Source organism: Streptomyces sp. NPDC058620 (assembly GCF_042717135.1).
Lineage (GTDB): Bacteria > Actinomycetota > Actinomycetes > Streptomycetales > Streptomycetaceae > Streptomyces.
Window position 1 is genome coordinate 101,145 of the sequence record NZ_JBHXQO010000007.1, and the last position, 26,310, is coordinate 127,454.

Below are 26,310 nucleotides of genomic sequence, written 5' to 3' on the forward strand. Positions count from 1 at the left end.
GTGCTGCGCGCGTCTGTCGCGTCCGCGACCGCACCGAGGAGATCCCCCAATGCCCGCTCCCCGTACCGTCCTGCTCACCGGCGCCGCCGGCGGCCTCGGCACCCTGATGCGCGCCCTGCTTCCCGCGTACGGATACGAGCTCCGGCTCCTCGACATCGTCCCGGTCGAGGGCGAACCGGGCGCGGTCGTCGCCGACCTGGGCGACAAGGACGCGCTGCGCGAGGCGGTGCGGGGCGTCGATGCGATCATCCACCTCGCGGGCATCTCCCTGGAAGCCTCTTTCGACAAGATTCTGCGCGCGAACATCGAGGGGACCTACAACCTCTACGAGGCCGCGCGCGAGGAGGGCGTGCGCCGCACGGTGTTCGCCTCGTCCAACCACGCCATCGGCTACACCCCGCGCCCGCTCCCCGGCGACCCGCTGATCCCGGTCGAGGTCACCCGCCGCCCCGACACCTTCTACGGCCTCTCCAAGTCCTTCGGCGAGGACCTCGCCCAGCTCTACTGGGACCGGCACGGCATGGAGACCGTGTCCGTGCGCATCGGCTCGTGCTTCGAGAAGCCCACCTCGGTGCGGATGCTCTCGGTCTGGATGAGCCCGGCCGACGCCGCCAGGCTGTTCCACGCCGCGCTCACCGCCGAGGACGTCGGGCACACCGTCGTCTACGGCTCGTCGGACAACACGCGCCTGTGGTGGGACCTGAGCTCGGCCCGGTCCCTGGGGTACGAGCCCAAGGACGACTCCGAGCCGTACGCGGCCGAACTCGTCGCCGAGCAGGGCGAACTGGACCCCGCCAAGCCGGAGCACGCCCACATCGGCGGCCACTTCGTCACCGACCCGCCGATCTGGCCCCGCTGACCGCGAGCCCGGGGATGCCGGAACTCCGGTGACAGCCCGCCGTGCGCGCGGGCATCATGCGGGCCATGCCGAAACCTTCCGGATTCCTGTACGAGCAGCATGCCGACGCAAGCGTCACCCTCACCCACCATGGCCGCCCCGCGGGCACCCTGCGCGGGGCCCGGGCCGAGAAGTTCCTGACCGAGGTGGCCGCGGGAGACGCCCAACTCGTCATGGCCCGCTGGACCGGGGCGTACAAGCACGGCAACGAGCGCGCCGCCCGCAGCCACCCCCGCAACCAGCGGGGCGCCCGCTGAGCCGTACGGAGCACGCGGGACGGAGCACGCCGGACGGAAGGAACCCGTACGGAGCCCACCCGGGCACGGCGGAACCCGTACGGAGCACGCGGGGCAAAGGTAAGGGAACGGCAAAGCGGGGTCGTTCGTTACCCCGTGCATGACCGCAATGACACCCGGCTCGAACATCCCTCTCTCCGCCGCCCGCGTGGCGGTGGACGTCGCCGCTCCCGTGCGGCTCGACGTCTCGGGCCTGCTGCTCACCGCCGACGGCAAGGTGCGCTCCGACGACGACTTCATCTTCTACAACCAGCCCTCGGGCTCCGGCGTGACCTACCGGTCCGGCGGCGGCTCGGCGCCCGACGCGATCGTGGTGGACACCACGGCGATCCCGCCCGGCATCGAGAAGATCGTCATCACGGCGAGCCCCGACGCCGCCGGCCAGACCTTCCAGGGCATCGAGCCCACGGCCACCGTGCGCAACGCGGACGACGGCACCGCGCTCGCCTCCTTCACACCGCCCCGACTGGGCGCCGAGACAGCGCTCGTGGTCATCGAGATCTATCTGCGCAACGGCGTCTGGAAGGCCCGCGCCGTCGGCCAGGGCTACGCGAACGGGCTGGCGGGCATCGCCACGGACTTCGGCGTCTCGGTGGAGGAGCCCGCCCCGGCGGCCGCCCCCGCCCCGCCGGTCCCGCAGGCCGCCCCCGTCGACCCGCGGATCGCTCCCCCGGCCCCGGCGGCTCCGCCCGCCCCGCCCGCCGCCGCACCGGCGCCCGCGGGCTCCGGCAAGATCAACCTGGACAAGGGCCGCGTCAGCCTCCAGAAGAACCAGACGGTCTCCCTCGTCAAGGGCGGCAAGCCGCTGCTCTCCCAGGTCAAGATGGGCCTCGGCTGGGAGCCGGCGTTCCGCGGCAAGGACATCGACCTGGACGCGTCCGTCATCGCCTACGGCCCCAACCGGAATCACCTGGACAGCTGCTACTTCGGCAAGCTCTCCATCCTGAACGGCGCGGTCAAGCACTCCGGCGACAACCTCACGGGTGAGGGCGCCGGTGACGACGAGGTGATCGTCGTGGATTTGGGCCGCATCCCCGCCGAGGCGACCGGCCTGGTCTTCACGGTCAACTCGTTCACCGGCCAGAAGTTCACCGAGGTCGCCAAGGCGTACTGCCGGCTGATCGACGCGGCCACCGGCGAGGAGCTGGTCCGCTTCGACCTGACCGGTGCGGAGCCGCAGACCGGCGTGCTGATGGCCAAGCTGATCAAGCAGTTCTCCGGCGAGTGGGAGATGACCGGCATGGGCGAGTTCGTGAAGTCACGGACCGTCCGGGGCATGGTGAAGCCCGCCGCCAAGTCCCTGTAAACCCGGCGACGGGCACCCCCCGGAAACGGCTTCCGGGGCACCTGATGGCTCTCAGGTGCCCCGGGTCCGAGGATTCTCCAGGCGGACGCTGTGTGTGCTCGTGATCCTTCTCAGAGCTTGGTCAGCTTGGAGTACGGGCTCAGAATCCTCCCCTGTCGCCCAGAGAAGTCGATGAGGACCGCATCGTTGTCGCCCTCGACAGCGAGGATTCTGCCGAGCCCGAACTGGTCGTGCGACACCCTGTCGCCCACATCGAAACATTCGACCGGTGGGGCCGCCTGGGCCGGGCGGTTGAAGGGACTGGAAGGCAGGTGACGCCGGGAACCGGCTGACTGTTTCATTACGTCGAGTATGCGCCCTGAGAGCGCCCGACGCCATGCCCGACCACTCCTGGGGGCGCAGTAGTGCCGGATTCGTAATCAGCCGTTCCGGCGCCGCACGGGGCTTCTGCCCGCTGCCACCAGGGGCGCTATGCGGAATGCCGCCCAGGAACGCCCCCCGAAGGTGTGGCGGTTCTCGCTTCCCGACGGGGCGTGGCCGACCCGCGGGCCGGGCTTCCTCCAGGCTTCACGACGCAGCGCGCACGCGCACTGTCTCACCGTGACGGGTCAGTCCGACGTCGTGCCGCCCGCGGTGCGGGGCCGGTTCGGCTGGCGCTTCCACGGCCCGGTGATGGCGAGCAGGATGCCGGGCGTCTGGATGTTGGCGAAGAGCGTCTTCCCGTCGGGCGAGAAGGTGACGCCCGCGAACTCGCTGTACGCGGGGGCCTCGGCCGTGCCCACATTGAGGTCGTTGCGTGCGATCGGGTACGTACGGCCGTTCTCCGTGGCGCCGAAGAGGTGCGAGATGCCTTCGCCGTCCTCGGCGATGACGAGACCGCCGTACGGCGAGACGGTGATGTTGTCCGGGCTGTCGAAGGCGCCGTCCTTGGACGGGTCGGGGTTGATGCCGAGAAGCACCTTCAGGGTCAGCGTGCGGCGCTTGGGGTCGTAGAACCAGACCTGCCCGTCGTGCTCGACGGGGCTCTCGTCGCGGGCGTACGAGGAGACGAGGTACGCGCCCCCGTCTCCCCACCACATGCCTTCGAGCTTGCGACCCCGGGTGACGTCCAGCTGGCCGAACTGCTTGCGCACGGGGACGGTCCTGGCGTCACGGTCGGGGACGTCGACCCAGTCCACGCCGTAGACCGTGCCGGTCTTCGTGGCGCGGGAGAGGTCGTCGACGAACACGCCGTTGCGGTCGAAGCACTTGGCGGCCTGGAGGACTCCGGCGTCGTCGGCGAGGGTGCGGAGCTTGCCGCGGCCGTGCTTGAAGCCCTGCGGCGGGACCCAGCGGTAGAACAGTCCGTTCGGGCCGGAGGCGTCCTCGGTCAGGTAGGCGTGGCCCGCCTTGGGGTCGATGACGACCGCCTCGTGGTCGTACCGGCCGAACGCCTTGATGGGCCGCGGGTCACGGTTGGCGCGCCGGTCGTAGGGGTCGACCTCGAACGCGTAGCCGTGATCCTTGGTCATCCCGTTCTGTCCGGCCTTGTCGGAGTTCTCCTCACAGGTCAGCCAGGTGCCCCAGGCGGTGGAGCCGCCCGCGCAGTTGGTGGAGGTGCCGGCGATGCCGACCCACTCGGCCGTCCGGCCGTCGTTACGGGTCTCGACGACCGTGCAGCCACCGGACGCGGCGGGGTCGTAGACCAGGCCCTCGGCGAGCGGGACGGGGTACTTCCACTTCGAGCGGGGGCCCTTGAGCTCGTGGTTGTTGACGAGCAGCGTCACTCCGCGCGGACCCTCGAAGGCGGCCGTGCCGTCGTGGTTGGAGGGGGTGGGCTCGCCGGACTCCAGCGTGGTGACACCGCTGTGCGTGACGATCCGGTACGAGAATCCGGCGGGCAGCGCGAGGATGCCCTCGGGGTCGGGGAGCAGCGGCCCGTAACCCGGCGACTTGTCGTGACCGTGCCCGCGGCCGTTCTCGGAGCCGTGGCCCGGGCCGTGCTCCGGGTCCTCGGCGGCCAGGGCGCCTGGGGCGGTGGCGAGCGCGCCGACCGCACCGGTGAGGGCGATACCCGCACCGGTGAGGGCGGACTGCCGGGTGAATTCCCTGCGAGTGAAGGACATCGCGGACTCCATGTGAGGTAACGGGCGGGTGGTTTGCGCGCCCAGGCTCCCTCCCTCACACCAACGGAGGTTGAACAACGAACGACTTCGAGCGGCACCCTTCCTGTGAGGCTGTGGCCAGAGATGCCCGTGACCTGCCGAGTTCGTGCGCCCGGAGCCCCACCGCGGCCACAGGCGGCACCCTCGACCTCGCCGAGGATGCCGCCCGGAGAGCTTGAAGCCGTCGACCGCCCGAAGCCCCTGACCGAACGTCAGCCGCTCTTGCGCGAACGCGCCTTGAACGCCGCCTTCCGCGCCTCCTTCGCCGCCTTCTTGTCGCTGTGCAGCCGCCCCATCGCCTCCAGGACCTCAGCCGTGCCGGGATGGTCCACCCGCCACACCTCGTCGAAGAAGCCGCTGTGCTGACCCGACAGACCCTCCACCAGGCCCTGGAGTTCGTCCAGATCACCTTCGGCGTCGAGCTGGGCGGCGATCGTGTCGACGGCCAGCCAGAAGATCATGGACTCCGGCGGCGGGGGCACGTCGGCCGCACCCCGCTCCGCGAGCCAGACCCGCGCCAGACCGCCCAGTTCGGAGTCGTCCAGCACCGCGCGCACGGCGGGCTCCGCCTCCGGGCCGACCAGGGCGAGGGCCTGCTGACAGTGGAGCCGGCGCAGCGGCGCGCCGGCGTCGGAACCGCGCGAGGCGCTCAGCAGCTCGCGCGCGGCCGTCACCGCACCGGCGCTCCCGTGCCGGCCGAGCCACAGCTCGGTCTCGGCGCGTACGGCGGCCTCGGGGTAGTACGCGATGCCCGCGAGCAGCTCCTCGGCCCCCTTCTCCGTGAGGTCGCCGATCGCGGGAGCGTCCACCCCCGCCTCCAGCATCCGGGCCCGGACGCCGTAGAGGCCGAGCGGGGTGAGCTTCACCAGCCCGTAGCGGGTGACGTCCTCCTCGTCGGCCGACGGCGCCCCGTCCTCGCCCTCCTCGGTCAGCAGCGTCTCGTCCAGCGGCCGGTACTCGACGATGCCGATGGGTTCGAGCACCCGGAACTGGTCGTCGAGGCGCATCATCGCCTCCGACACCTGTTCCAGGACGTCGTCGGTGGGCTCGTCCATGTCATCGGGCACGATCATCGACGCGGCGAGGGCGGGCAGCGGCAGCGGGCCCTCACCGGGGCCGGCCTCCGAGACGGTGAGCAGGTACAGATTGCCGAGCACTCCGTCGAGGAACTCCGCCTCCGCCTCCGGGTCCCAGTCCAGGGCGTCGAAGTCGATCGAACCGTCCTCGTTGACGAGGTCGGCGAAGTCGTCGAAGGCCGGCGCGGTGGCGTCGGCGTACACGGCCTCCAGACCGTCGAGCCAGATCGCCAGCACGTCCTGCGGGGAGCCGCCGGTCAGCAGGGCCAGGTTCTCGCCGACGGTGACGGTCCCCTCCGCCTCTCCGCCCTCCGGTCCCCCCTCCCCGTCATCCCCGTCCTCGGCCTCCTCGGCGTCCGCGGGGTCCTCGACGTCCAGGAGCCCGGTGTCGACCGCGAGGCGCCACGCCTCACTGGCGTACGCGGCACCGTCCTCGTCGGCGTCGAGGCCCAGGTGCTCGGCCGCCGCCGGCAGCTGCGCCTCGACCAGCTCACCACCCGCGCCGACCCGCGTCCCGGGTCCGGCCCAGCGAGCGAGCCTGACGGCACGGGCGAGCAGCGGAGCGGCGAGCGCGTCCCGTGCCAGCTCGGCCTCGGAGTGCAGCCGCACCGGCGGCAGGGAGGGGCGCTCTGCGGACATCAGGTGGTTCTCCTCGGGACGACTCGGGCGTACCCCGTGGGGTACGGAGTTCAGGCCGCCCAAGCCTAGACGCACTTCACCCCCCGCCACCCGGGACCATGCTCAACGCGGGCGCATAGCGGTTCACCCCGCCGCCCGTCACTCCGGGGAAGGTATGCACCCTCTGCCATTGCGGGGTCAGGGACCCGACCCCGTCACCCGGCCCGGCGAGTGCGTCGATGTCCGCGTTCCGGTCGTCCCTGCCGTCCGCTACGAAGGCCCGGTAGCTCTCGCGGGGTCAAGCGAGGGGCCGCACAGGGATCAGCGCGGGGCGCTTCGCCGTGCGGCCGTCGCCGGAGGAGCGTCCCCTGATCCGGCGGACCGCCCACGGCCCCAGGAAGTTCGCGGCCCAGCCCACCTCCACGGATGCCCTGCGGACGAAGGAGCGTGGGGGCAGGGGCGGCAGCGGTGCGGCCCAGTCGGCGTGTCCGGGCACACCGAGCACGTCGGCCATGCCGGAGGCGATACGGGAGTGGCCCAGCGGCGCGGCGTGCAACCGGTCCCGGCTCCAGAGGCGCGGGTCCACCGTCGCCGCCTGCGGGAAGGTGTCGAGGACGAGGGCGCCGTGCCGGGCGGCGGCCTCCCTGATCCGGGCGTTGAGGGCGAGGACGCGGGGCACGGCCCGGCGGGCCATGGGTGAGATGCGGCCGATGTCGGGGAAGGTGACGGTGACCACCGTGGCGCCGGACGCGGTCAGCGCGGCGAACATCTCCTCCAGGCCGGCGGCGACCCGTGCGGCGTCGAAGCCGGGGCGCACGAGGTCGTTCATCCCCGCCACGACGGTGACGAGATCGGGCCGCAGCGCGAGCGCGGGCTCCAGCTGTTCCGCCTTCACCCGGTCGGCGAGCCGGCCCCGTACCGCGAGGTTGGCGTAGAGCAGCCCGGGACCGTCGGCGGCCAGGATCTCCGCGAGCCGGTCGGCGAAGCCGCGATGACCACGGAGGTCGTCGCCGTCTCCGAGCCCTTCCGTCTGACTGTCGCCGATGGCGACGTAGCGGGTGAAGACGCGTCTTTCCTTCATACCCGGCCCTCCTGGGGTCAGTTGGGTACCTGGACACGCCAGGCGGTCATGTTGAGCTCGTCCATCAGCCGGATGTCGTGCCCCACCAGGGGGAAGACGCGGACGCCCGTGTCCGGGGCGGCCGCGATCTCAAGCGCGTCGCCCTCGATGAGGTCGCCGCCCTCCTGCGTGGACACCCAGGCGAGGACCGAGCGCACGGTGCCGCCCGGCTTCAGCGTGATCGGCTCGGCGCCCGGGTCGGCGCCGAAGTACGAGCCGCCGGGATTGACCTTCACCGGAAGCCGCTCACCCTCCTCGCCCAGGGCCTGGACCGACGGATAACCGTTGACCGGGTACGGCTTCTCACCGCAGTTGGTGAGGGTGAGGACGACGGCCCGGTGGAACATCGCCGTCTCCACCTCCCCCATGTCCACGAGCACACCGGAGGCGGGGCAGCCGCCCTGCGGGGTGGGGGTGGGTGAGGACCCCTGAGCGGGGGCACCGGCCGTGGGCGGTTCGATGCTCGCGCGCGGGGCCGTGGTGCTCGCCGGGCTCGGCGTCGGGCCCGGTTCGCCCTCGCCCGCCGGGACGAGGAACCCGGCGCAGCCCGAGAGGACCAGTGCACCCACCGTGAACAGGACCGCCGAGACCGGTCCCCGTACCCGCTCGGATGACCGTGCTGCCATACGTCCGCCCCCGCGTCAGCCTGCCGTTCGTACGTTCGATCATGCCAGACGCTGCGACGCACCACCGAGACTGTTCAGCATGTCTACGGCATCATCCGAAGCAGAACTAAGTAGACCTTCACGATCCGACGGCCGACACTGCGAACATGACAGCCCTCACCCCCGCCCCCTTCGGCCGCACCCTCTGCGCCATGATCACGCCCTTCACAGCCGCCGGAGACCTGGACCTGGACGCCGCCGGGCAGCATGCCTCCCGGCTGGTCGCCGAGGGCTGCGACGGGCTCGTGCTCAGCGGCACGACGGGCGAGTCACCGGCCACGACGGACGCCGAGAAGAGCGCACTGCTCCGGGCGGTACGGGAAGCGGTCGGCGACGCGGTCCCGCTCGTCACGGGCGTCGGCGGCCCGGACACCCGGCATACGCTGCGACTGGCCCGGGAGGCCGAAGAGGCGGGCGCCGACGGCCTGTTGGTGGTGACGCCGTACTACAGCCGGCCCCAGCAGTCCGCCGTGGAGATGTACTTCAACCGCGTCGCGGACGCCGCCGGCATCCCGCTGATGCTGTACGACATCCCCGGCCGCACGGGCACCAGGATCGAACCGGAGACCCTGCTGCGCCTCGCGGAGCACCCCCGCATCGTGGCGGTCAAGGACTGCAGCTACGACCTGCTGGGCGCCACGAAGGTGATGTCGAGGTCCTCGCTCGCCTACTACTCGGGAAGCGAGGAACTGAACCTTCCGCTGTACGCGCTGGGCGGCGCGGGCTATGTGAGCACGGTCGCCAATGTGGCACCGCGTCAGATGAGGGCCGTACTGGACGCGTTCGACACCGGGGACACCGCCGGGGCCGCCCGCCTCAACGAACTGACCATCGAACTGGTCGAGTTGATGATGGCCTCCGGCCTCCCCGGCACGGTGACGGCAAAGACCCTGCTCGTAGCGGGCCCGGTCCGTGAACCCTTGCAGCCCGCCGGGGAGGAGGCGGCCGCCGCACTCCGGGACGCCCGCACGAGGCTGTTCGCCGCCACCGCCGAGTGACGTGGCCGGGTCCGTTCACCGACCGGACGGGCTCGTTTTCGAGCCCGCCCGGCGATCGAGGACGAAACGGCTTCCGACCGGGGCGTCGCCCTAGTTGTGGTGGTGCAGGATCTCGTTGAGTCCGCCCCACACCGCGTTGTTCGGGCGGGCCTCGACGGTGCCGGTGACCGAGTTGCGGCGGAAGAGGATGTTCGAGGCACCGGAGAGCTCGCGGGCCTTGACGACCTGGCCGTCCGGCATGGTGACACGCGTACCGGCCGTGACGTACAGCCCGGCCTCGACGACGCACTCGTCGCCCAGCGCGATGCCGACACCCGCCTCCGCGCCGACCAGGCAGCGCTCGCCGATCGTGATGCGGACGTTGCCGCCACCGGAGAGCGTGCCCATCGTGGACGCGCCGCCACCGATGTCGGAGCCGTCGCCGACGACGACGCCCGCGGAGATGCGGCCCTCGACCATCGAAGTGCCGAGCGTGCCGGCGTTGAAGTTGACGAAGCCCTCGTGCATGACGGTCGTACCGGCCGCGAGGTGCGCGCCGAGCCGGACTCGGTCGGCGTCCGCGATCCGTACGCCCTTGGGCGCGACGTAGTCCGTCATCCGCGGGAACTTGTCCACCGAGGTGACCTGGAGGTGCAGGCCGTCGGCGCGGGCGTTCAGCCGGACCGTCTCCAGCTCGTCGACGGCGACCGGACCGAGCGAGGTCCAGGCGACGTTGGCGAGGAGGCCGAAGACCCCGTCGAGGTTCTGCCCGTGCGGCTGGACGAGGCGGTGGGAGAGCAGGTGCAGACGCAGGTACGCGTCGTGCGCGTCGAGCGGCTTGTCGTCGAGCGAGGAGATGACCGTGGCGACGGCCACGACCTCCACACCGCGGCGGGCGTCCACGCCGATGGCCCTGGCCGCGGCCTCGCCGAGCCGGTTCACGGCCTCGTCCGGCGTCAGGCGCTGCGTGCCGGCCGGGCCGGGCTCGGCCGTGAGCTCCGGGGCGGGGAACCAGGTGTCGAGGACGGTGCCGTCACCGGCGATGGTGGCGAGGCCGGCGGCGACGGCGCCGGAGGTGCGGGGGGAAGCCTGGGAAGTCGTGTCGGTCATGACCAAAACCTAACCGGCCGGGGGCCGCGCGGGCGAACCGGTCTCAGCGACCGGCCCGAAGGACGCCCGGGGGACGGCCCGGGGCCCCCGACCGGGGCGTGACCGTTGCACGTCGGAAGCCCGGGTGACCGGGACGCTACGGTGTCCCGACCGGTACATCGCACGACTGTACGAACAACAACATGACGGAGAAGCAGTGTCGCAGGACGCAGGGTGGGGCGGCGCATACGGAGGCGCGCATCTCGGGGGATCGCCGTACGGCGGCGGACCGTACGGCGGCGGACCGTACGGCGGACCCCCCGGGCCGCCGGGATGGGGCGGCTGGATGCCGCCGCCCAAGCCCGGAGTGATACCCCTCGCACCGCTGAGGCTCGGAGACCTGCTGGGGGGTGCCTTCGCCACGATGGGCCGGTACTGGAAGCAGCTGTTCGGGATGGGCCTCGCGCTGTACGGAGGAGCGGCGCTCGCGATGGCGGCGGCGATGGCCGTGGCCTACTCCGCGGTCGCCAGCCATCTGGAACACCTCGTCTCGCTCCCCGACGGCGTCGAGCCCGCCTCCTCGGACGTCGTACCGCTGGTGACCGCCTTCGGTCTCGTCGCGCTGCTCGGCATCGTCCTCGTGGTGCTCGCGTCCGCCTTGATGTACGGGGCAGTCCCGGCGATCCTCCAGGACGCGGTGCTGGGCCGGCCGGTCACCTTCGCCACCGTGTGGCGGCGCTCCCGGGCACGCATGGCGGCCATGATCGGCACCGTGTTCCTCACGGGTCTGATCGCGGCCGTCCCGGTCCTGCTCGCCTCGGTCGCGTTCATCGCCATGATGGTCGTCTTCATCACCCTGGACGGCAGTTCCGGCGCCCTCACCATCATGTCGCTCGGCGCGCTGTGCGCCCTGGTCACGGGGCCGCTGGCGATCTGGCTCTGGGTGAAGTTCTCCCTGGCCCCGGCCGCCGTGGTCTTCGAGGGTCAGCGGCCCTTCGAGGCACTGCGCCGCTCGTCGCAGCTGGTACACGGCGACTGGTGGCGGCTGTTCGGGACCGGGTTGCTGGCGTCCGTCATAGCGGGCGTCGCCGCCTACATCATCCAGATGCCGTTCTCGGTCCTCGGCATGTTCCCGACCATGATCACCACCGCGGACCTGGACTCCGATCCGAGCCCCACCGCCGTGATCATCGCGATGAGCGGCTATCTGGCGGCGATGGTGACCGGGCAGATGGTCGCCCAGATCGTTTCGGCGCCCTTCCCCCTCCTGGTGAACGGCCTGCTCTACGTCGACCGCCGGATACGTTCGGAGAACCTGGGCCCCGTCCTCGCCGAGGCCGCCGCCGCACCCCCGCAGGACGGCGCCCCGCAGTACGGCGGATGAGCCCCGCACTCGGTCCAGGAGGGACCGCTTCGGCCTGAGCACGCAGAACTCCTCGCGACCATGCCCGCCATGCCGCACCGCACACAGCGCTGCGGGGCGCCCATCCCTTACGACAAGGGAAAGACGCCCCGCAGCGGACACCCGTACGCGCCGGACCGGCAGCGATCGGAGGAACCGGTCAGACGTTGAAGCCGAGCGCGCGCAGCTGCTCGCGGCCGTCGTCCGTGATCTTGTCCGGGCCCCACGGCGGCATCCAGACCCAGTTGATCCGCAACTCGCTGACGATGCCGTCGGTCGCGGACTTCGCCTGGTCCTCGATGACATCGGTCAGCGGACAGGCCGCCGACGTCAGCGTCATGTCGAGGGTGGCGATATTGGCGTCGTCGACGTGGATGCCGTAGATGAGGCCCAGGTTGACGACGTCGATACCCAGCTCGGGGTCGACTACGTCGTACAGCGCCTCGCGGACCTCCTCCTCGGAGGCCGGCTTCAGTGCGACTGTCTCTTCACTCATGCGGTCTTCCCTTCGGACAGCGCCTGCGCCGTCGCATCCTTCCACGCCATCCAGCTCAGCAGCGCGCACTTGACCCGGGCCGGGTACTTGGAGACACCGGCGAACGCGACCGCGTCCTCCAGTACCTCCTCCATCGCGTCGTCCGGCTCCAGCTGGCCCTTCGACTGCATCAGCTCCAGGAACGCGCCCTGGATCTTCTGCGCCTCGCCGAGCTGCTTGCCGACGAGCAGTTCGTTCAGCACGGAGGCACTGGCCTGGCTGATGGAGCAGCCCTGGCCGTCGTAGCTGATGTCGGCGATCTTCTCGCCTTCGTACCTCACCCGGAGTGTGATCTCGTCGCCACACGTCGGGTTGACGTGATGCACCTCGGCGTCGCCGTCCCGCAGGCCGCGCCCGTGGGGGTGCTTGTAGTGGTCCAGGATCACTTCCTGGTACATGGAATCGAGCTTCACCAGTCAACCCTCAGCAGTTGTGGCATTAACCGAAAAAGTTCCGGACGTGTTCGAGACCGTCCACCAGGGCGTCGACCTCGGCGGGCGTGGAGTACAGATAGAACGACGCTCGCGTCGTCGCAGGAATTCCGTACCGCAGGCACACCGGCCGCGCGCAGTGGTGACCGACCCGGACGGCGATGCCCTGCTCGTCCAGGACCTGACCCACGTCGTGCGGGTGGATGTCACCCAGCGTGAAGGAGATCGTCGCGCCCCGGTCCACGGCCGTCGACGGACCGATGATCTTGAGGTCCGGGACCTCCAGGAGCCGCTTCACCGCGTACTCGGTGATCGCCTGCTCGTGGCGGTGGATGTTCTCCATGCCGATCGCCGAGAGGTAGTCCACGGCCGCACCGAGGCCGACGGCCTGGGCGATCGGGGGCGTACCCGCCTCGAACTTGTACGGCGCTGGAGCGTACGTCGACGAGTGCATCGACACGGTCTCGATCATCTCGCCGCCGCCCAGGAACGGGGGCAGGTCCTCCAGGAGTTCCTGCCGTCCCCACAGCACGCCGATACCGGTCGGGCCGACCATCTTGTGACCGGTGAAGGCCACGAAGTCCGCCTGCAGCGCCTGCACGTCGAGCACCATGTGCGGGGCCGCCTGCGAGGCGTCGATGCAGACCAGCGCGCCGACCTGCTGGGCACGGCGGATGATCTGCTCGACCGGGTTGATCGTGCCCATGATGTTCGAGACCAGGGTGAAGGAGACGATCTTCGTCTTCTCCGTGATGATCTCGTCGATGTTGGACAGGTCGAGGCGGCCGTCGTCGGTGATGCCGAACCACTTCAGCTTCGCGCCGGTGCGCTGCGAGAGCAGCTGCCACGGCACGATGTTGGAGTGGTGCTCCATCTCCGTGGTGACGATCTCGGTGTCGCGGTCCACCCGGTAGGGCTCGTCGGCCCAGCCGAGCATGTTGGCCACGAGGTTGAGCGACTCGGAGGCGTTCTTCGTGAAGATCACCTCGTTGCGGCTCGGCGCGTTGATGAAGGCCGCGACCTTGTCGCGAGCACCCTCGTACAGCGCGGTCGCCTCCTCCGCGATGGTGTACACACCGCGGTGGACGTTGGCGTTGTGCCGCTCGTAGTACTCGTTGAGCGCATCGAGGACCTGGCGCGGCTTCTGCGACGTCGCCGCGCTGTCCAGGTAAACGATCTTCTTGCCGTCGTGGACCGTGCGGTCCAGGATCGGGAAGTCCTTACGGATCGCCTCGGTGTCGAGGAGGCCGGAGAGACCCTGTCGGGCGTCAGTCACGCGGAAGCGCCACCCTTCACGTATGCCTCGTAGCCCTCGTTCTCCAGCTTGTCGGCGAGCTCGGCGCCGCCGGACTCGGCGATGCGGCCGTTGGCGAAGACGTGGACGAAGTCGGGCTTGATGTACCGGAGGATCCGCGTGTAGTGCGTGATCAGCAGGGTGCCGACCTCGCCGCTCTCACGGACCCGGTTGACGCCCTCGGAGACGACGCGCAGCGCGTCGACGTCGAGGCCGGAGTCGGTCTCGTCGAGGATGGCGATCTTCGGCTTGAGGAGCTCCAGCTGAAGGATCTCGTGGCGCTTCTTCTCACCGCCGGAGAAGCCCTCGTTGACGTTGCGCTCGGCGAACGCCGGGTCCATCTGGAGGCCGGCCATCGTCTCCTTGACCTCCTTCACCCACGTACGCAGCTTGGGCGCCTCACCGCGGACGGCGGTGGCGGAGGTGCGCAGGAAGTTGGAGACCGATACGCCGGGGATCTCGACCGGGTACTGCATGGCGAGGAAGAGCCCGGCGCGGGCGCGCTCGTCGACGGTCATGTCCAGGACGTTCTCGCCGTCCAGGGTCACCGTGCCACTGGTGATCGTGTACTTGGGGTGACCCGCGAGCGAGTACGCGAGGGTGGACTTGCCGGAGCCGTTGGGGCCCATGATGGCGTGGGTCTCGCCCTGCTTCACGGTCAGGTCGACGCCCTTGAGGATCTCCTTCGTGGCGTTGTCGGCCTCGACGGTGACGTGCAGGTCGCGGATTTCAAGCGTTGCCATGAACTCAGGTCTCCTGGGTGACGGAGACGAGCACATCGTCCCCTTCGATCTTTACGGGGTAAACGGGAACGGGGCGCGTCGCGGGAAGGCCGGACGGCTTGCCGGTACGCAGGTCGAAACTCGATCCGTGCAACCAGCACTCGATCATGCAGTCCTCGACCTCGCCCTCCGACAGCGAGACGTTCGCGTGCGAGCAGATGTCGTTGATCGCGAACACCTCGCCCTCGGTGCGCACCACGGACACCGGCGTGCCGTCGAGCTCCACCCGCTTCGGGGTGTCGTCCTCCAGCTCACTCAGCGCACAGGCTTTGACGAAGGCCATCAGACGGACGCCTTCAGCTCGGTCTCGATCTTGTCGAGCAGGCGCGCTTCGACGTCCGGCAGGCCGATCTGCTGGACGAGCTCGGCGAAGAAGCCGCGCACGACGAGGCGGCGGGCCTCCTCGGCGGGGATTCCGCGCGACTGGAGGTAGAAGAGCTGCTCGTCGTCGAAGCGGCCGGTCGCGGAGGCGTGGCCGGCGCCGACGATCTCGCCGGTCTCGATCTCCAGGTTCGGCACGGAGTCGACCCGCGCGCCGTCCGTGAGGACGAGGTTGCGGTTCATCTCGTACGTGTCGGTGCCCTCGGCCTTGGCCTGGATGAGGACGTCACCGATCCATACGGCGTGCGCACCGTCGCCCTGCAGCGCGCCCTTGTAGGCGACGTTGGACTTGCAGTGCGGGGTGTTGTGGTTGACGAGGAGGCGGTGCTCCTGGTGCTGGCCCTTGTCGGTGAAGTACAGGCCGAAGAGCTCGGCCTCACCGCCGGGGGCCGCGTAGCTGATGCGCGGGTGCAGGCGGACGAGGTCGCCGCCGAAGGTGACGACGATCGATTTGAACGAGGCGTCCCGGCCGATCAGCGCGTTGTGCTGACCGACGTGGACGGCCGTCTCGTCCCAGTCCTGGACCGAGACGACGGTGAGCTTGGCACCGTCACCCAGGACGTAGTCGACGTTGGCGGCGAGCACCGCGTCACCCGTGTGGTCGATCACGACGACGGCCTCGGCGAAGGCTCCGAGCTCGATGAGCTGGTGGCCGTAGGCGACGCCGCCCTCGCCGTGCACGGCGATCCGGATCGGCTCGGTCAGCACGGCCTCCTTGGCGACCGTGACGACCGACGCCTGCGCGAAGGACGTGTATGCCTGGGCGGCGACACGGTCCACCGGGGTGCCGGCCTTGCCGAGCCGCGAGTCCTCGCGGCCGACGGTCTCGACGGTGACCCCTTCCGGGGCCTCGATCGCGACCTTCACGGCGTCACCGGTGGCGACGGCGGTGCCGTCGTGCAGCCCGCGAAGGCGCGCCAGCGGCGTGAACCGCCACTCCTCCTCACGGCCGTGCGGGACGGGGAAGTCCGCGACGTCGAAGGAGGGCGGCGCGCTCATGCGCGTGGCGACGGTCGACTCGGCGGCCACCGCGATGGACCCGGCGGTGGTGGAGCCCGCCGGAAGGGGCCCCCCCGCTCGAGCGGAGCCGAGAGTGGGGGAGTTCTGAGCCTCAGCCATGGCTGTCGTAGTGCTCGCTTTCTCAGTCAAGAAGTCGGGGGACGCGGTCGGCAGGCGTACTAGCCGACCGAACCCTCCATCTGCAGCTCGATCAGCCGGTTGAGCTCAAGGGCGTACTCCATGGGCAGCTCCTTGGCGATCGGCTCGACGAAGCCGCGCACGATCATCGCCATGGCCTCGAACTCGGTGAGTCCGCGGCTCATGAGGTAGAAGAGCTGGTCCTCGGAGACCTTGGAGACGGTCGCCTCGTGACCCATCGACACGTCGTCCTCGCGGACGTCGACGTACGGGTACGTGTCGGAGCGCGAGATGGTGTCGACCAGCAGCGCGTCACAGAGCACGTTGGACTTCGCGCCGGGCGCGCCCTCGCCGATCTCGATGAGACCGCGGTATGAGGTACGGCCGCCGCCTCGTGCCACCGACTTGGAGACGATGTTGGACGAGGTGTTCGGGGCCATGTGGACCATCTTGGCGCCGGCGTCCTGGTGCTGGCCCTCGCCCGCGAAGGCGATGGACAGGGTCTCGCCCTTGGCGTGCTCGCCCATCAGGTAGATGGCCGGGTACTTCATGGTGACCTTGGAGCCGATGTTGCCGTCGACCCACTCCATGGTCGCGCCCTCGTACGCCACGGCGCGCTTGGTGACGAGGTTGTAGACGTTGTTCGACCAGTTCTGGATGGTCGTGTAGCGGCAGCGGCCGCCCTTCTTCACGATGATCTCGACGACCGCGGAGTGCAGCGAGTCCGACGAGTAGATCGGCGCGGTGCAGCCCTCGACGTAGTGGACGTAGGCGTCCTCGTCGACGATGATCAGCGTCCGCTCGAACTGGCCCATGTTCTCCGTGTTGATACGGAAGTAGGCCTGGAGCGGGATCTCCACGTGCACGCCCTTCGGCACGTAGATGAACGAGCCACCGGACCAGACGGCCGTGTTCAGCGAGGCGAACTTGTTGTCGCCGACCGGGATGATGGTGCCGAAGTACTCCTGGAAGAGCTCCGGGTGCTCCTTCAGCGCGGTGTCGGTGTCCATGAAGATGACACCCTGCGCCTCCAGCTCCTCGTTGATCTGGTGGTAGACGACCTCGGACTCGTACTGCGCGGCGACACCGGCGACGAGGCGCTGCTTCTCCGCCTCGGGGATGCCGAGCTTGTCGTACGTGTTCTTGATGTCCTCGGGCAGGTCCTCCCAGGACTCCGCCTGCTTCTCCGTCGACCGCACGAAGTACTTGATGTTGTCGAAGTCGATGCCCGAGAGGTCCGAGCCCCAGTTCGGCATGGGCTTCTTGCCGAAGAGCTTGAGGCCCTTGAGCCGCAGCTTCAGCATCCACTCGGGTTCGTTCTTCTTCTCCGAGATGTCGCGCACGACAGCCTCGGAGAGGCCGCGCTTGGCCGCAGCGCCTGCCGCGTCGGAGTCGGCCCAACCGAATTCGTACGTGCCCAGACCCTCGAGCTCAGGGTGGGCAGTCTCCGTGGGGAGCGTCATGCGGGGTTCCTCCCGGCAGTGCTTGCAGAAACTGATGTGGTCTGTGGTGTTGCGTGGCCGCTGCGCGGCACATACGTCGTACACACACCGTCGCCGTGGGCGAGGGTGGCCAGACGCTGCACATGGGTCCCGAGCAGGCTGGAGAAGATCTCCGTCTCCGCCTCGCACAGCTGCGGGAACTGCTCGGCGACATGCGCGACCGGGCAGTGGTGCTGGCACAACTGCTCGCCCTGCTGCGGGCCGGGCGCACTTCGCGCCGTAGCAGCGTACCCGTCGGCCGACAAGGCCCTGGCCAGTGCCTCGGTGCGGTCCTCGGGGGCCGCGGCCTCGACCGCGGCGCGGTACGCCTCGGCCTGCGCGGCCATGCGGGCGCGGGCGAACGCGACGACCGCTTCGTCGCCCGCGGTCTCGGCGATCCAGCGCAGGGCGTCGGCGGCGAGCTTGTCGTAGGACTGGTCGAAGGCGTCCCGGCCGCAATCGGTCAGGGCGAACACCTTGGCGGGACGCCCCCGGGTCCGTGCCCCGTACACCCGCTGGTCGCGGGCCTCGACGACACCGTCGGAGACGAGGGCGTCGAGATGACGGCGGACGGCGGCCTGGGTAAGGCCGACGCGCTTCGCCAGGTCGGCGGCGGTGGAGGGGCCGTGGTCCAGGATGGAGCGCGCGACCCGGTTGCGCGTCGAGCGCTCACCGGTCGCGAGTTCCTCCTGCGGAGCCTCGCCAACGTATTTCACAACGCCATTGTTGCGTAATTCACCGGAGCCTGACAACCCGCCCCCCGATCATGGCCTGATGGGGTTCATCACTTAGGCATACCTAACTTGACCTGCGGAAATGATCATTCTCCCGTGCCCGACCGGTCCCGCGGAACCGCCGCGGCGCCGCACGACGGCCCGCCCGGCAGGGTGCCGGACGGGCCGTGAGCTCCGGCGCGTCAGCCGCCGGCCGTGGTTCAGCCGGTCAGGTCCGGCCGCTGCGAGACCCGGACCGAGTTCACCAGGGACTTGCCATGGATCGCCGACAGCCGGACGTTGAGCTGGCCGTCGGTGACCTCCACCGTGATCGTCTTGTCCAGGGCGGTGTACGTGCCCTTCTCCAGCGCGATGTCGAGGTTGGAGACGTACTCCTTGCCCTCGGCGAGCACGTCGAAGACCCTGGCCCCCGGCTTGGTGCCGCTGACCTCGGCGAAGCCCAGCTCGACGCGGTAGACCCCGTTGGGGACGTTGTCGAAGCGGTACTCCAGCGCGCCGGTGCGGGCCGTGCGGTACAGCGCCTGCTCGCTCGTGCCGGAGATGGTCTTCGTCGTGCCGGCCTTGCTCGTGGTCCCGATGTAGCCGTACGAACCGGCCGCGTACGCCCGGTCCGCTCCCCAGCTGTCACCGAGCAGGTCCGTCGTCGAACCGGCGGCGCCGGTGTCGAGGGCCGCCTGGTAGGCGGGGACGACGACCTTCAGCGGAACCTCGACCACGGGCGCCCTGCCGCTTTCCGAGGAGACGAGCAGGGTGCCGGTGAGAACCGTCCCCGGAGCGGCGCCCGTGGTGTCGAAGGTGAGCTCCACCTTCTGCTCGGCGCCCTTGGCCAGTTCTCCGGAGGCCGGTGCGACCGTGATCCAGGCGGCGTCGCTCTCCTCCTTCACCGTGTAGGGCGTGGCGATGCCCGAGTTGCTGACGGTCAGGGTGCGGGTTCGGCCCTGCTCGGCCGGAACGACCAGGGTGTACTGCGCCGCGGACGTCGTGACGAGACCTGTCCGGAGTGCCGCGTCGGCCACGGCGATGTCCTTGGCCTTCAGTGCGCGCTCCGCGGTGACGCCGGCGTAGTGGTCCGCCCCGACCGTGATGGCGTAGCCGGACTCGGTGGTGCCTGCCGGGACCTGGACGAGATAGCTGCCGTCGGCTCCCGTGGTGCCGGTGGCGATGGCGGTACCGTCCTGGCCGACCTTCACGGTGGCGCCGGCCACCGGCTTGCCGTCGTTCTCGTCGGTGACGGTGCCGGCGACCACCGCGCTCCTGCCGGTGCTGAAGGAGAGGGCCGTGCCGTCCGTGACGGCCGCCTGGTTGTAGGAGTACAGCAGGGCGTCCGTACCGGTGTCGCTCTCGATGCCGACGGTGGCGCTGGAGCCGTTCTCGTAGGTTCCCTCGCCGATGTCCTTGTAGTGGTAGGAGACGGAGCCGTCCTCACCGATGACCGCGGCGAAGCTGATCCGCTGGGTGGTGGAGGCGGTGATCTGCACGTCCCGCCATTCGACGACCACCGAGCGGTGCGGCGCCGTGCCGCGGGCCGCCCAGTAGACGCCCGAGACGTTGGAGGTGCTGTCGATCTGCAGGTTGTCCCAGAAGGGGTAGAGCGCGCCGTTGGGAGTACCCGTGGTCGGCAGGCTGCCGTTCACGGACGAGGTGCTGACGGAGCCGAGTCCGAGAACACCCTCGGTGGTGGCGGTGGCGGCGCGGTACGTCTTTCCGTACAGCCCGACCGGGAACGGCAGGTCGAACCGGGCCGAACCGCTGGTCGCGCTGGACATGGCCAGCTTCGTGTCACCGGTCGGGAAGGCACCCGTGCCCGCCCGGCAGGTCATGCCGAAGGTGTCCGCGCGGCTCGCCAGGTCGATGTCCCTGGTGACCGCGGCGGTCAGCTCCACGCTCACGCTCGTCGCCGTGGCGCACCGGCTGACGGGGGTGACGGCCACGTTGTACGTACCGACGGGCAGGGTCACCGAGTACGTACCGTCGGCGGCCGAGACCGTCTTCACCGGAGTGCCCTGGACCACGACGTTCGCACCGGCTTCGACGCCCGCCTCGGTCCTCACGGTGCCGCCGAGTGTCGCGCTGGGCGCCTGTTCCAGGGTGAAGTCCTTGGTCGCCGTCTCGTTCTCGACGACCGTGACGGTGGACTCGGCGGGGTGGAACCCGAACTTGGAGACGCTGATCCGGTAGTCGCCGGCCATCACCTTGGGCAGGGCGTACGAACCGTCCGCCCCGGTGTTGACCGTCGACTTCATCGGTCCGTCCAGGGTCACGGTGGCGTCCGCGACGGCCGCGCCACCGGAGCCGACCGTGCCGCCGAGCGCGCCGAGCGGGCCGCGCGGGGTGGCGCTGACCGCGGCGTACGCGTCGAGGCGCCCTTCGCCCCAGACGTTGTTCCTGGCCGCGGTGCCGCCGCAGGTCGTGTTGTCGGTGTCGATCGCGGTCTGGTCGAGGAGCTTCTCCGTCTCCGCGATGTTGCCGCGGATCGCGGGCGAGGCCGACCACATCAGCGCCACGGTGGCGGCGGTGTGCGGGGAGGCCATCGACGTACCGGAAATGGTGTTGTAGCCGCCGCCCATCCACGAGGAGCGGACGTTGACACCGGGCGCCGAGAGGTTCGGCTTGAGCGTGCCGGCCTCGCCGGTGCCGCGCGAGGAGAAGCTCGCGATGGCGTTGTTGATGTCGAAGGCGCCCGACGAGTAGCTGTTGGAGTAGGCGCCGGGCGACCCAGCGGTGTTGCAGCCCGAGCCGTTGTTCCCGTTGGAGAAGGCGGGGAAGATGCCCGCGTCACGCCATGACTGGACGGTCGCCTTGTACCAGGTGTCGATGACGTTCGAGCCCCAGGAGTTGTTCACCACGTCCGGCGCCAGGTCCGGCCGGGGGTTGGCGCCCGAGGCGTCCGTGGGCGCGACCATCCACTGGCCGGAGGCGAGCAGCGTCGCCTGGGCGCAGGAGCTGGTCCCGCAGCCCTTGGCGGCGATCCACCGGGCGCCGGGGGCGACGCCCACCTGGTTGCCGGCCCCGTCGTCGCCGACCATGGTGCCCATGGTGTGGGTGCCGTGGCCGTTGTTGTCGCAGGGCGCGGTGCCCGTGCAGACCTTGGTGGGGTCGAACCAGTTGTACGCGTGGTCGTACGTGCCGTCCGGCTTCAGGCCCCGGTAGGCGGCCGCGACCGCCGGGTGGTCGAACTGGACCCCGCTGTCGATGTTGGCCACGACGATGCCGTCGCCGCGTACGCCCAGGTCGTTCCAGACCTTGGGGGCGTTGATCCGGTCGAGATTCCACTCGACGGCGTCGACCTCGGGCTCGCTGGTGCCCGGCAGGGGGTCGGGAATCGTGACCGGGTCGTCGGCCTCGATGGCGGCGACGTCCGGACGGGCCGCGATCTTCTCGGCGAGTGCCTTGTCGCCGGTGATCTGCACGGTGTTGGCGATCCAGAACGACTTGTACGCCGCTCCGGCGTCCTTGGCCAGCTCGATGATCCCGGCCTGGGACTTCTTGGCGAACGCCGTCTTCGTCTCGTAGACGGCGCGGGCCTTGGCGGTCTTGCCCTTCGCCGCGCGGGCGGACGCGACATCCGCTTCCTCCGCGAGGCTCACCCAGAAGGTCACCTTCTCCTGGCCGGCGAACTGCTTGAGCAGCTTGCCCTCGGACTTGGTCTGGTAGGCGGACTGCGGCACGGGGTCGGCCGGCCGCGCCTGGGCCGGCAGGGTGCCGGTCAGCAGGGGTACCGCGGTCGCCGCGGCGGTGAGAAGTGCGGCGGCGAACCGCCGTCTGAGACGAGGTGTACGTCTGGTCACGAGCTCTCCTTCAGGAGTCGGCGGGGGTCTCCCGCCGTAGGGGATGAAGGAACAGGCGCGGGTGCCACTCACAGCTGCCGCTGCCCGCTGGTGCGTGTGGGGGGCACAGCAAGCGCTTGAGCTCAGGGAGGAGCATGGGGCACCTGGGGCGGCGCGGGGTAGGGCGCCCACCGGAGCCGGCGCGGCGATTGGCCGGACTTCGGGGTGTACCGGGGCATCGTGCGGGCACTTACCCACGGCTCCCGGAGCGGTGCGCCGCCGCGGCCCGCCGCCACATTGGCGCATTCGGGCCCTGTGGGACCCGCGCCCCGGGGCCGCTCGGCGACTGCCTAGACTTCCCGCCATGAACAGCGAGCCCGTCGTCCAGGTCACCGGCCTGGTGAAGCGGTACGGCACCAGGACCGCAGTGGACGGCCTCGACCTCGACGTCCGGGCGGGCGCGGTCACCGCGGTCCTCGGCCCGAACGGCGCAGGCAAGACCACCACCATCGAGACCTGCGAGGGGTACCGGCGGCCCGACGCCGGGACCGTACGCGTCCTCGGCCTCGACCCGGTCGCCGACGCCGGGGCGCTGCGCCCCCGTGTCGGCGTGATGCTCCAGTCCGGCGGCGTCTACTCCGGCGCGCGCGCCGACGAGATGCTGCGCCACATGGCCAAGCTGTACGCGCACCCGCTGGACGTCGACGCCCTGATCGAACGGCTCGGCCTCGCCGGCTGCGGGCGCACCACCTACCGCCGGCTCTCCGGCGGTCAGCAGCAGCGGCTCGCCCTGGCGATGGCCGTCGTGGGCCGGCCCGAGCTGGTCTTCCTCGACGAGCCGACCGCGGGCCTGGACCCGCAGGCACGCCGCTCCACCTGGGATCTCGTACGGGAACTGCGCGCGGACGGCGTCTCGGTGGTCCTGACCACCCACTTCATGGACGAGGCCGAGGAGCTCGCCGACGACGTCGCCATCATCGACGCGGGCCGGGTCATCGCCCAGGGCAGTCCGGAGGCCCTGTGCCGCGGCGGCGCCGAGAACACCCTGCGCTTCACCGGCCGCCCCGGTCTGGACATCGGATCGCTGCTCAAGGCGCTGCCCGACGGTACGGCGGTGGCGGAGCCGGCCTCGGGCACGTACCGCATCACGGGAGAGGTCGACCCCCAGTTGCTGGCCACCGTGACCTCCTGGTGCGCCCAGCACGGAGTGATGCCGTCCGGCATCTCCGTGGAGCGGCACACACTGGAGGACGTCTTCCTGGAACTGACCGGCAAGGAGCTGCGCGCATGAGCGCCGGTACGTACACCCCCCGACCCGGCGCGGCCCCGCTGCCCCGCATGATCGCCGCGCAGACCGCGCTGGAGACGCGGATGCTGCTGCGCAACGGCGAGCAGCTGCTCCTCACGGTGATCATCCCGGCGCTGCTCCTCGTGCTGTTCAGCGTGGTCGACATCATCGACACGGGCGCGGGCGAGTCGGTCGACTTCCTGACGCCCGGCGTTCTCGCGCTGGCCGTGATGTCCACGGCCTTCACCGGCCAGGCCATCGCCACCGGCTTCGAACGGCGTTACGGGGTACTCAAGCGGCTCGGTGCCTCACCGCTGCCGCGCTGGGCGCTGATGACCGCCAAGACCCTGTCGGTGCTGGTCACCGAGGTGCTGCAGGTCGTGCTGCTGACGGTCATCGCGTTCGCACTCGGCTGGTCTCCCCAGGGCAACCCCTTCGCCGTCCTGCTGCTTCTGGTGCTGGGCACCGCGGCGTTCTCCGGCCTCGGCCTCCTGATGGCCGGGACGCTGAAGGCGGAGGCGACGCTCGCCGCCGCCAACCTGGTCTTCCTGCTGCTCCTGGTGGGCGGCGGCGTCATCGTGCCGCTCGACAAGTTCCCGGACGCGGTCCAGTCGGTCCTGGGGCTGCTGCCCGTCTCGGCCCTCTCGGAGGGGTTGAGGGACGTCCTCCAGCACGGCGCCGCGATGCCGTGGAGCGAGGCCGGAATCCTCGTGGTGTGGGCCGTGCTCGGGCTGGGCGCGGCGGCGAGGTTCTTCCGCTGGGAGTAGGCGCCGGGCTGTGACCGAGGGCATTCGGGCATAACGCACCCCTCGTGAAAACATGCACAAGCCCCCGCCTACGATGGTTCGCGTGGAAACCCCCCTCTCCTACATCGCCAAGCGCTGGACTCCGTCCAACGAGGTGGTCCGGCGCGCCGCTCTCTCCGCAGTCGTGATGAGCGTGTTCATCATCGTCACGGGCGGTGCCGTCCGGCTGACCGGTTCCGGTCTGGGCTGCGACACCTGGCCCAAGTGCACGGACGACAGCCTCTTCGCCACGCCCGAGCAGGGGCTGCACGGCGCGATCGAGTTCGGCAACCGGATGCTCACCTACGTCCTGTCGGCCGCCGTCGGCTGGGCGATCATCGCGGTACGTTCCGCCAAGCCCCGCCGTCGCACGCTGACCCGGCTCGCCTGGTCGCAGTTCTGGCTCGTGATGGGGAACGCCGTGCTCGGCGGAATCACGGTCTGGGCGGGCCTCAACCCGTGGACGGTGGCCGGTCACTTCCTGCTCGCCAACTGCCTGCTCGCGGTCGCCGTCATCACCTGGGTACGGACCGGCGAGGGCGACGGCGCACCGCGCCCGCGCGCACCCCGGCCGGTACGCGGCCTGTCCTGGGCGATCGTCGTCACCACGGTGATCCTGATCGCTCTCGGCACGACGGTGACCGGCTCCGGCAAGCACGCCGGTGACAGCAGCGACGTACCGCGCATGCCGTGGGACTGGTCCGCCGCCGCGCACGTCCACGCCATCGCCGCCTGGGTCGTCTGCGCCCTGGCCATCGCCATGTGGCTGGCGCTGCGGGTGGTGGACGCCCCCGCCGACACCCGGGCGCGCGCCCGTGACCTGCTGATCGTGCTGCTGGCGCAGGGTGCGATCGGTTACGTGCAGTACTTCAGCGACGTCCCCGAGATCCTGGTCGGCGTCCACATGCTCGGCTCCGCGCTGATGTGGGTCGCCGTGCTGCGACTCTTCCTGAGCATGCGGGAGCGTCCGCAGGTCACAGCCGGCATCCCCGCGCAGGAGACCCCGGCCGTCACCGTCGCGAGCTGATCCCCGGCCCCTCCCCCGCGGCGGGTCAGCCGTCCAGGCCGTAGACCCGCCGCGCGTTGCCCGAGCCGATCAGTGCGGCGACCCGTGCCGCGTCGGCGCGGGACCACGCGCCGTCCGTCACCCAGCCGCCCAGCACCCGGCCGAGGCCTCGTGGAACTGCCGTGCCGCGACCAGATGGAGTTCGGGCAGTGCCCGCGCCCCGCTGGAGTACAGCAGCTTGCCGTTCGAGCCGGACGGTCTCCCGGGCCTCGGCGCCGGCCGCGGACGCGGTCTCGGCCGGATCGGTGAGGTCCCCGGGAAGCCCGGTGCCGACGAGGAAGACGGAGACACCGGTGGCGCGCAACAGGCGGCGGGTGGTCTCCACGACGCCCAGTTCCCTGCGCCTCGCGAGGTAGTGCGCGGGCGCGCAGTGCGCCTCCAGGTCCAGCAGGGGCGGGCACCAGCGGCGTACGGCGAAGCAGGTCTGGGTGTCGAAGAAGGTGGTGCCCTGCGCTGGCCCGGCACCGGCCGTGGACAGCTGGGCCTCGAAGGGGAGGCGGCGAGGCCCAGCTCGGTGCGGAGCACCCCGTGACAGTTCTGATCGACCAGGTCCGCCACGGGCAGTGTGTCGGTCATCCGGGGCTCCCTGCGATGGCGTGCGTATGCACGGCCTAACGGGTGAGCCCCGTGTCAGGTGTTGCCCGTGTGCTGTCCCGAACGGCTCAGCGGTTGTCGGAGGACCCGCCGACCTGGATGCCGGCCATCCGGGTCCACTCGTACGGCCCCGTGCGGACCTTGGCCGCGAAGTCGCCGTCGAAGCTCTCGTGCATCGTGATCCCGGACTTCCGCGCCGCGCTGTCCGCCACCGCGTAGGACGGTGCGACGAGGTCGCCCCAGCCGCCGTCCTGCCCGACGAGGACGATGCGGGTGCCCGTCTGCCCCGTGTGTTCGAGGTGGCCCTCGGCGCCGCCGTGCTCCTTGGCGAACGCGCCGATCTGCTTGGCCAGCTTCGCCGCCCGGCGCTCCGCGCGGGCCGCCTGCCTGCTGTCCACCTGCTGGGTCTCTGCCGTCTCTGCCATGTGATGGATGCTACCGAGC

The 26,310-nt window shown here is 70.5% G+C and carries 24 protein-coding genes and 1 pseudogene; 8 read left to right on the forward strand and 17 right to left on the reverse strand.

The genetic code is table 11. The features are described 5' to 3' along the window. Positions 1 to 49 precede the first annotated feature (49 nt). The 3 genes from ACFWSK_RS10320 (at position 50) to ACFWSK_RS10330 (ending at position 2,500) form a co-directional block, all read left to right on the forward strand. Positions 50 to 859, forward strand: a complete 810-nt coding sequence (locus ACFWSK_RS10320) for an NAD-dependent epimerase/dehydratase family protein (RefSeq protein WP_383783450.1) — start codon at positions 50 to 52, stop codon at positions 857 to 859. A gap of 65 nt (positions 860 to 924) precedes the next feature. Continuing rightward, positions 925 to 1,155: a hypothetical protein gene (locus tag ACFWSK_RS10325; protein ID WP_383783451.1), complete on the forward strand. Its 231-nt coding sequence runs from the start codon at positions 925 to 927 to the stop codon at positions 1,153 to 1,155. Positions 1,156 to 1,294: 139 nt separating this feature from the next. Further along, on the forward strand, positions 1,295 to 2,500 hold the full coding sequence (locus ACFWSK_RS10330; RefSeq protein WP_383783452.1) for a TerD family protein: 1,206 nt from the start codon (positions 1,295 to 1,297) through the stop codon (positions 2,498 to 2,500). Between the two features lie 110 nt (positions 2,501 to 2,610). On the opposite strand, the gene ACFWSK_RS10335 is transcribed toward ACFWSK_RS10330, so the two are convergent. The 5 genes from ACFWSK_RS10335 to ACFWSK_RS10355 all read right to left on the reverse strand — a co-directional run bounded on the left by ACFWSK_RS10335 (position 2,611) and on the right by ACFWSK_RS10355 (position 8,084). Continuing rightward, positions 2,611 to 2,841, reverse strand: coding sequence for a hypothetical protein (locus ACFWSK_RS10335; protein ID WP_073720249.1), 231 nt, complete (start codon positions 2,839 to 2,841; stop codon positions 2,611 to 2,613). 267 nt (positions 2,842 to 3,108) lie between these two features. Further along, the gene (locus ACFWSK_RS10340; protein ID WP_383783453.1) at positions 3,109 to 4,605 is read right to left on the reverse strand and encodes an alkaline phosphatase PhoX; all 1,497 of its coding nucleotides are present in this window, start codon (positions 4,603 to 4,605) and stop codon (positions 3,109 to 3,111) included. Positions 4,606 to 4,856: 251 nt separating this feature from the next. Beyond that, positions 4,857 to 6,359 carry a hypothetical protein gene (locus ACFWSK_RS10345; protein ID WP_383783454.1) on the reverse strand — a complete coding sequence of 501 codons (1,503 nt, stop codon included), beginning with the start codon at positions 6,357 to 6,359 and terminating at the stop codon, positions 4,857 to 4,859. Positions 6,360 to 6,636: 277 nt separating this feature from the next. Further along, the gene (locus tag ACFWSK_RS10350) at positions 6,637 to 7,419 is read right to left on the reverse strand and encodes an SGNH/GDSL hydrolase family protein (RefSeq protein ID WP_383783455.1); all 783 of its coding nucleotides are present in this window, start codon (positions 7,417 to 7,419) and stop codon (positions 6,637 to 6,639) included. 17 nt (positions 7,420 to 7,436) lie between these two features. Beyond that, positions 7,437 to 8,084 (reverse strand): DUF4232 domain-containing protein, encoded by a 648-nt coding sequence (locus ACFWSK_RS10355; RefSeq protein WP_383783456.1) that lies wholly within the window; start codon positions 8,082 to 8,084, stop codon positions 7,437 to 7,439. Between the two features lie 146 nt (positions 8,085 to 8,230). On the opposite strand from ACFWSK_RS10355, the gene dapA reads away from it, so the two are divergent. Continuing rightward, entirely contained in the window at positions 8,231 to 9,121 is an 891-nt protein-coding gene (gene dapA / locus ACFWSK_RS10360) for a 4-hydroxy-tetrahydrodipicolinate synthase (RefSeq protein ID WP_383783457.1), read from the forward strand. A gap of 90 nt (positions 9,122 to 9,211) precedes the next feature. On the opposite strand, the gene dapD is transcribed toward dapA, so the two are convergent. Continuing rightward, a complete protein-coding gene (dapD, locus tag ACFWSK_RS10365) occupies positions 9,212 to 10,210 on the reverse strand; it encodes a 2,3,4,5-tetrahydropyridine-2,6-dicarboxylate N-succinyltransferase (protein ID WP_383783458.1) in 999 nt (332 codons plus the stop codon). Between the two features lie 196 nt (positions 10,211 to 10,406). On the opposite strand from dapD, the gene ACFWSK_RS10370 reads away from it, so the two are divergent. After that, positions 10,407 to 11,573 (forward strand): hypothetical protein, encoded by a 1,167-nt coding sequence (locus ACFWSK_RS10370; protein ID WP_383783459.1) that lies wholly within the window; start codon positions 10,407 to 10,409, stop codon positions 11,571 to 11,573. Between the two features lie 178 nt (positions 11,574 to 11,751). Here ACFWSK_RS10370 and ACFWSK_RS10375 read toward each other — a convergent pair whose 3' ends face one another. From ACFWSK_RS10375 to ACFWSK_RS10415, 9 genes are all read right to left on the reverse strand, one after another. Then, positions 11,752 to 12,087, reverse strand: coding sequence for a metal-sulfur cluster assembly factor (locus tag ACFWSK_RS10375; RefSeq protein ID WP_173312305.1), 336 nt, complete (start codon positions 12,085 to 12,087; stop codon positions 11,752 to 11,754). Further along, positions 12,084 to 12,539: a Fe-S cluster assembly sulfur transfer protein SufU gene (gene sufU / locus ACFWSK_RS10380; RefSeq protein ID WP_383783460.1), complete on the reverse strand. Its 456-nt coding sequence runs from the start codon at positions 12,537 to 12,539 to the stop codon at positions 12,084 to 12,086. The genes ACFWSK_RS10375 and sufU overlap by 4 nt, the downstream gene beginning before the upstream one ends. A 25-nt stretch (positions 12,540 to 12,564) precedes the next feature. Then, entirely contained in the window at positions 12,565 to 13,833 is a 1,269-nt protein-coding gene (locus ACFWSK_RS10385) for a cysteine desulfurase (protein ID WP_383783461.1), read from the reverse strand. Beyond that, complete coding sequence (gene sufC / locus ACFWSK_RS10390) at positions 13,830 to 14,594, reverse strand: Fe-S cluster assembly ATPase SufC (RefSeq protein ID WP_383783462.1); 765 nt, start codon at positions 14,592 to 14,594, stop codon at positions 13,830 to 13,832. Before sufC ends, ACFWSK_RS10385 begins: the two co-directional genes overlap by 4 nt. Before the next feature lie 4 nt (positions 14,595 to 14,598). Next, positions 14,599 to 14,916 carry a bifunctional 3-phenylpropionate/cinnamic acid dioxygenase ferredoxin subunit gene (locus ACFWSK_RS10395; RefSeq protein ID WP_185301523.1) on the reverse strand — a complete coding sequence of 106 codons (318 nt, stop codon included), beginning with the start codon at positions 14,914 to 14,916 and terminating at the stop codon, positions 14,599 to 14,601. Beyond that, the gene (gene sufD, locus ACFWSK_RS10400; protein ID WP_383783463.1) at positions 14,916 to 16,133 is read right to left on the reverse strand and encodes a Fe-S cluster assembly protein SufD; all 1,218 of its coding nucleotides are present in this window, start codon (positions 16,131 to 16,133) and stop codon (positions 14,916 to 14,918) included. Before sufD ends, ACFWSK_RS10395 begins: the two co-directional genes overlap by 1 nt. Positions 16,134 to 16,192: 59 nt before the next feature. After that, on the reverse strand, positions 16,193 to 17,614 hold the full coding sequence (gene sufB / locus ACFWSK_RS10405) for a Fe-S cluster assembly protein SufB (protein WP_383783464.1): 1,422 nt from the start codon (positions 17,612 to 17,614) through the stop codon (positions 16,193 to 16,195). Continuing rightward, positions 17,611 to 18,348 carry a helix-turn-helix transcriptional regulator gene (locus ACFWSK_RS10410; protein WP_383783465.1) on the reverse strand — a complete coding sequence of 246 codons (738 nt, stop codon included), beginning with the start codon at positions 18,346 to 18,348 and terminating at the stop codon, positions 17,611 to 17,613. Before ACFWSK_RS10410 ends, sufB begins: the two co-directional genes overlap by 4 nt. Before the next feature lie 218 nt (positions 18,349 to 18,566). Next, positions 18,567 to 22,154 (reverse strand): S8 family serine peptidase, encoded by a 3,588-nt coding sequence (locus tag ACFWSK_RS10415; protein ID WP_383783466.1) that lies wholly within the window; start codon positions 22,152 to 22,154, stop codon positions 18,567 to 18,569. Between the two features lie 343 nt (positions 22,155 to 22,497). On the opposite strand from ACFWSK_RS10415, the gene ACFWSK_RS10420 reads away from it, so the two are divergent. From ACFWSK_RS10420 to ACFWSK_RS10430, 3 genes are all read left to right on the forward strand, one after another. Beyond that, positions 22,498 to 23,424, forward strand: a complete 927-nt coding sequence (locus tag ACFWSK_RS10420; protein ID WP_383783467.1) for an ABC transporter ATP-binding protein — start codon at positions 22,498 to 22,500, stop codon at positions 23,422 to 23,424. Then, complete coding sequence (locus ACFWSK_RS10425) at positions 23,421 to 24,188, forward strand: ABC transporter permease (protein WP_383783468.1); 768 nt, start codon at positions 23,421 to 23,423, stop codon at positions 24,186 to 24,188. Before ACFWSK_RS10420 ends, ACFWSK_RS10425 begins: the two co-directional genes overlap by 4 nt. A 73-nt stretch (positions 24,189 to 24,261) precedes the next feature. Next, positions 24,262 to 25,233, forward strand: coding sequence for a heme A synthase (locus tag ACFWSK_RS10430; RefSeq protein WP_383783469.1), 972 nt, complete (start codon positions 24,262 to 24,264; stop codon positions 25,231 to 25,233). 25 nt (positions 25,234 to 25,258) lie between these two features. Here ACFWSK_RS10430 and ACFWSK_RS10435 read toward each other — a convergent pair. Both ACFWSK_RS10435 and ACFWSK_RS10440 read right to left on the reverse strand, forming a co-directional pair. Next, positions 25,259 to 25,848: pseudogene (locus ACFWSK_RS10435) on the reverse strand (hypothetical protein). Between the two features lie 86 nt (positions 25,849 to 25,934). Then, positions 25,935 to 26,291 (reverse strand): hypothetical protein, encoded by a 357-nt coding sequence (locus tag ACFWSK_RS10440; RefSeq protein ID WP_383783470.1) that lies wholly within the window; start codon positions 26,289 to 26,291, stop codon positions 25,935 to 25,937. Positions 26,292 to 26,310: the final 19 nt, after the last annotated feature.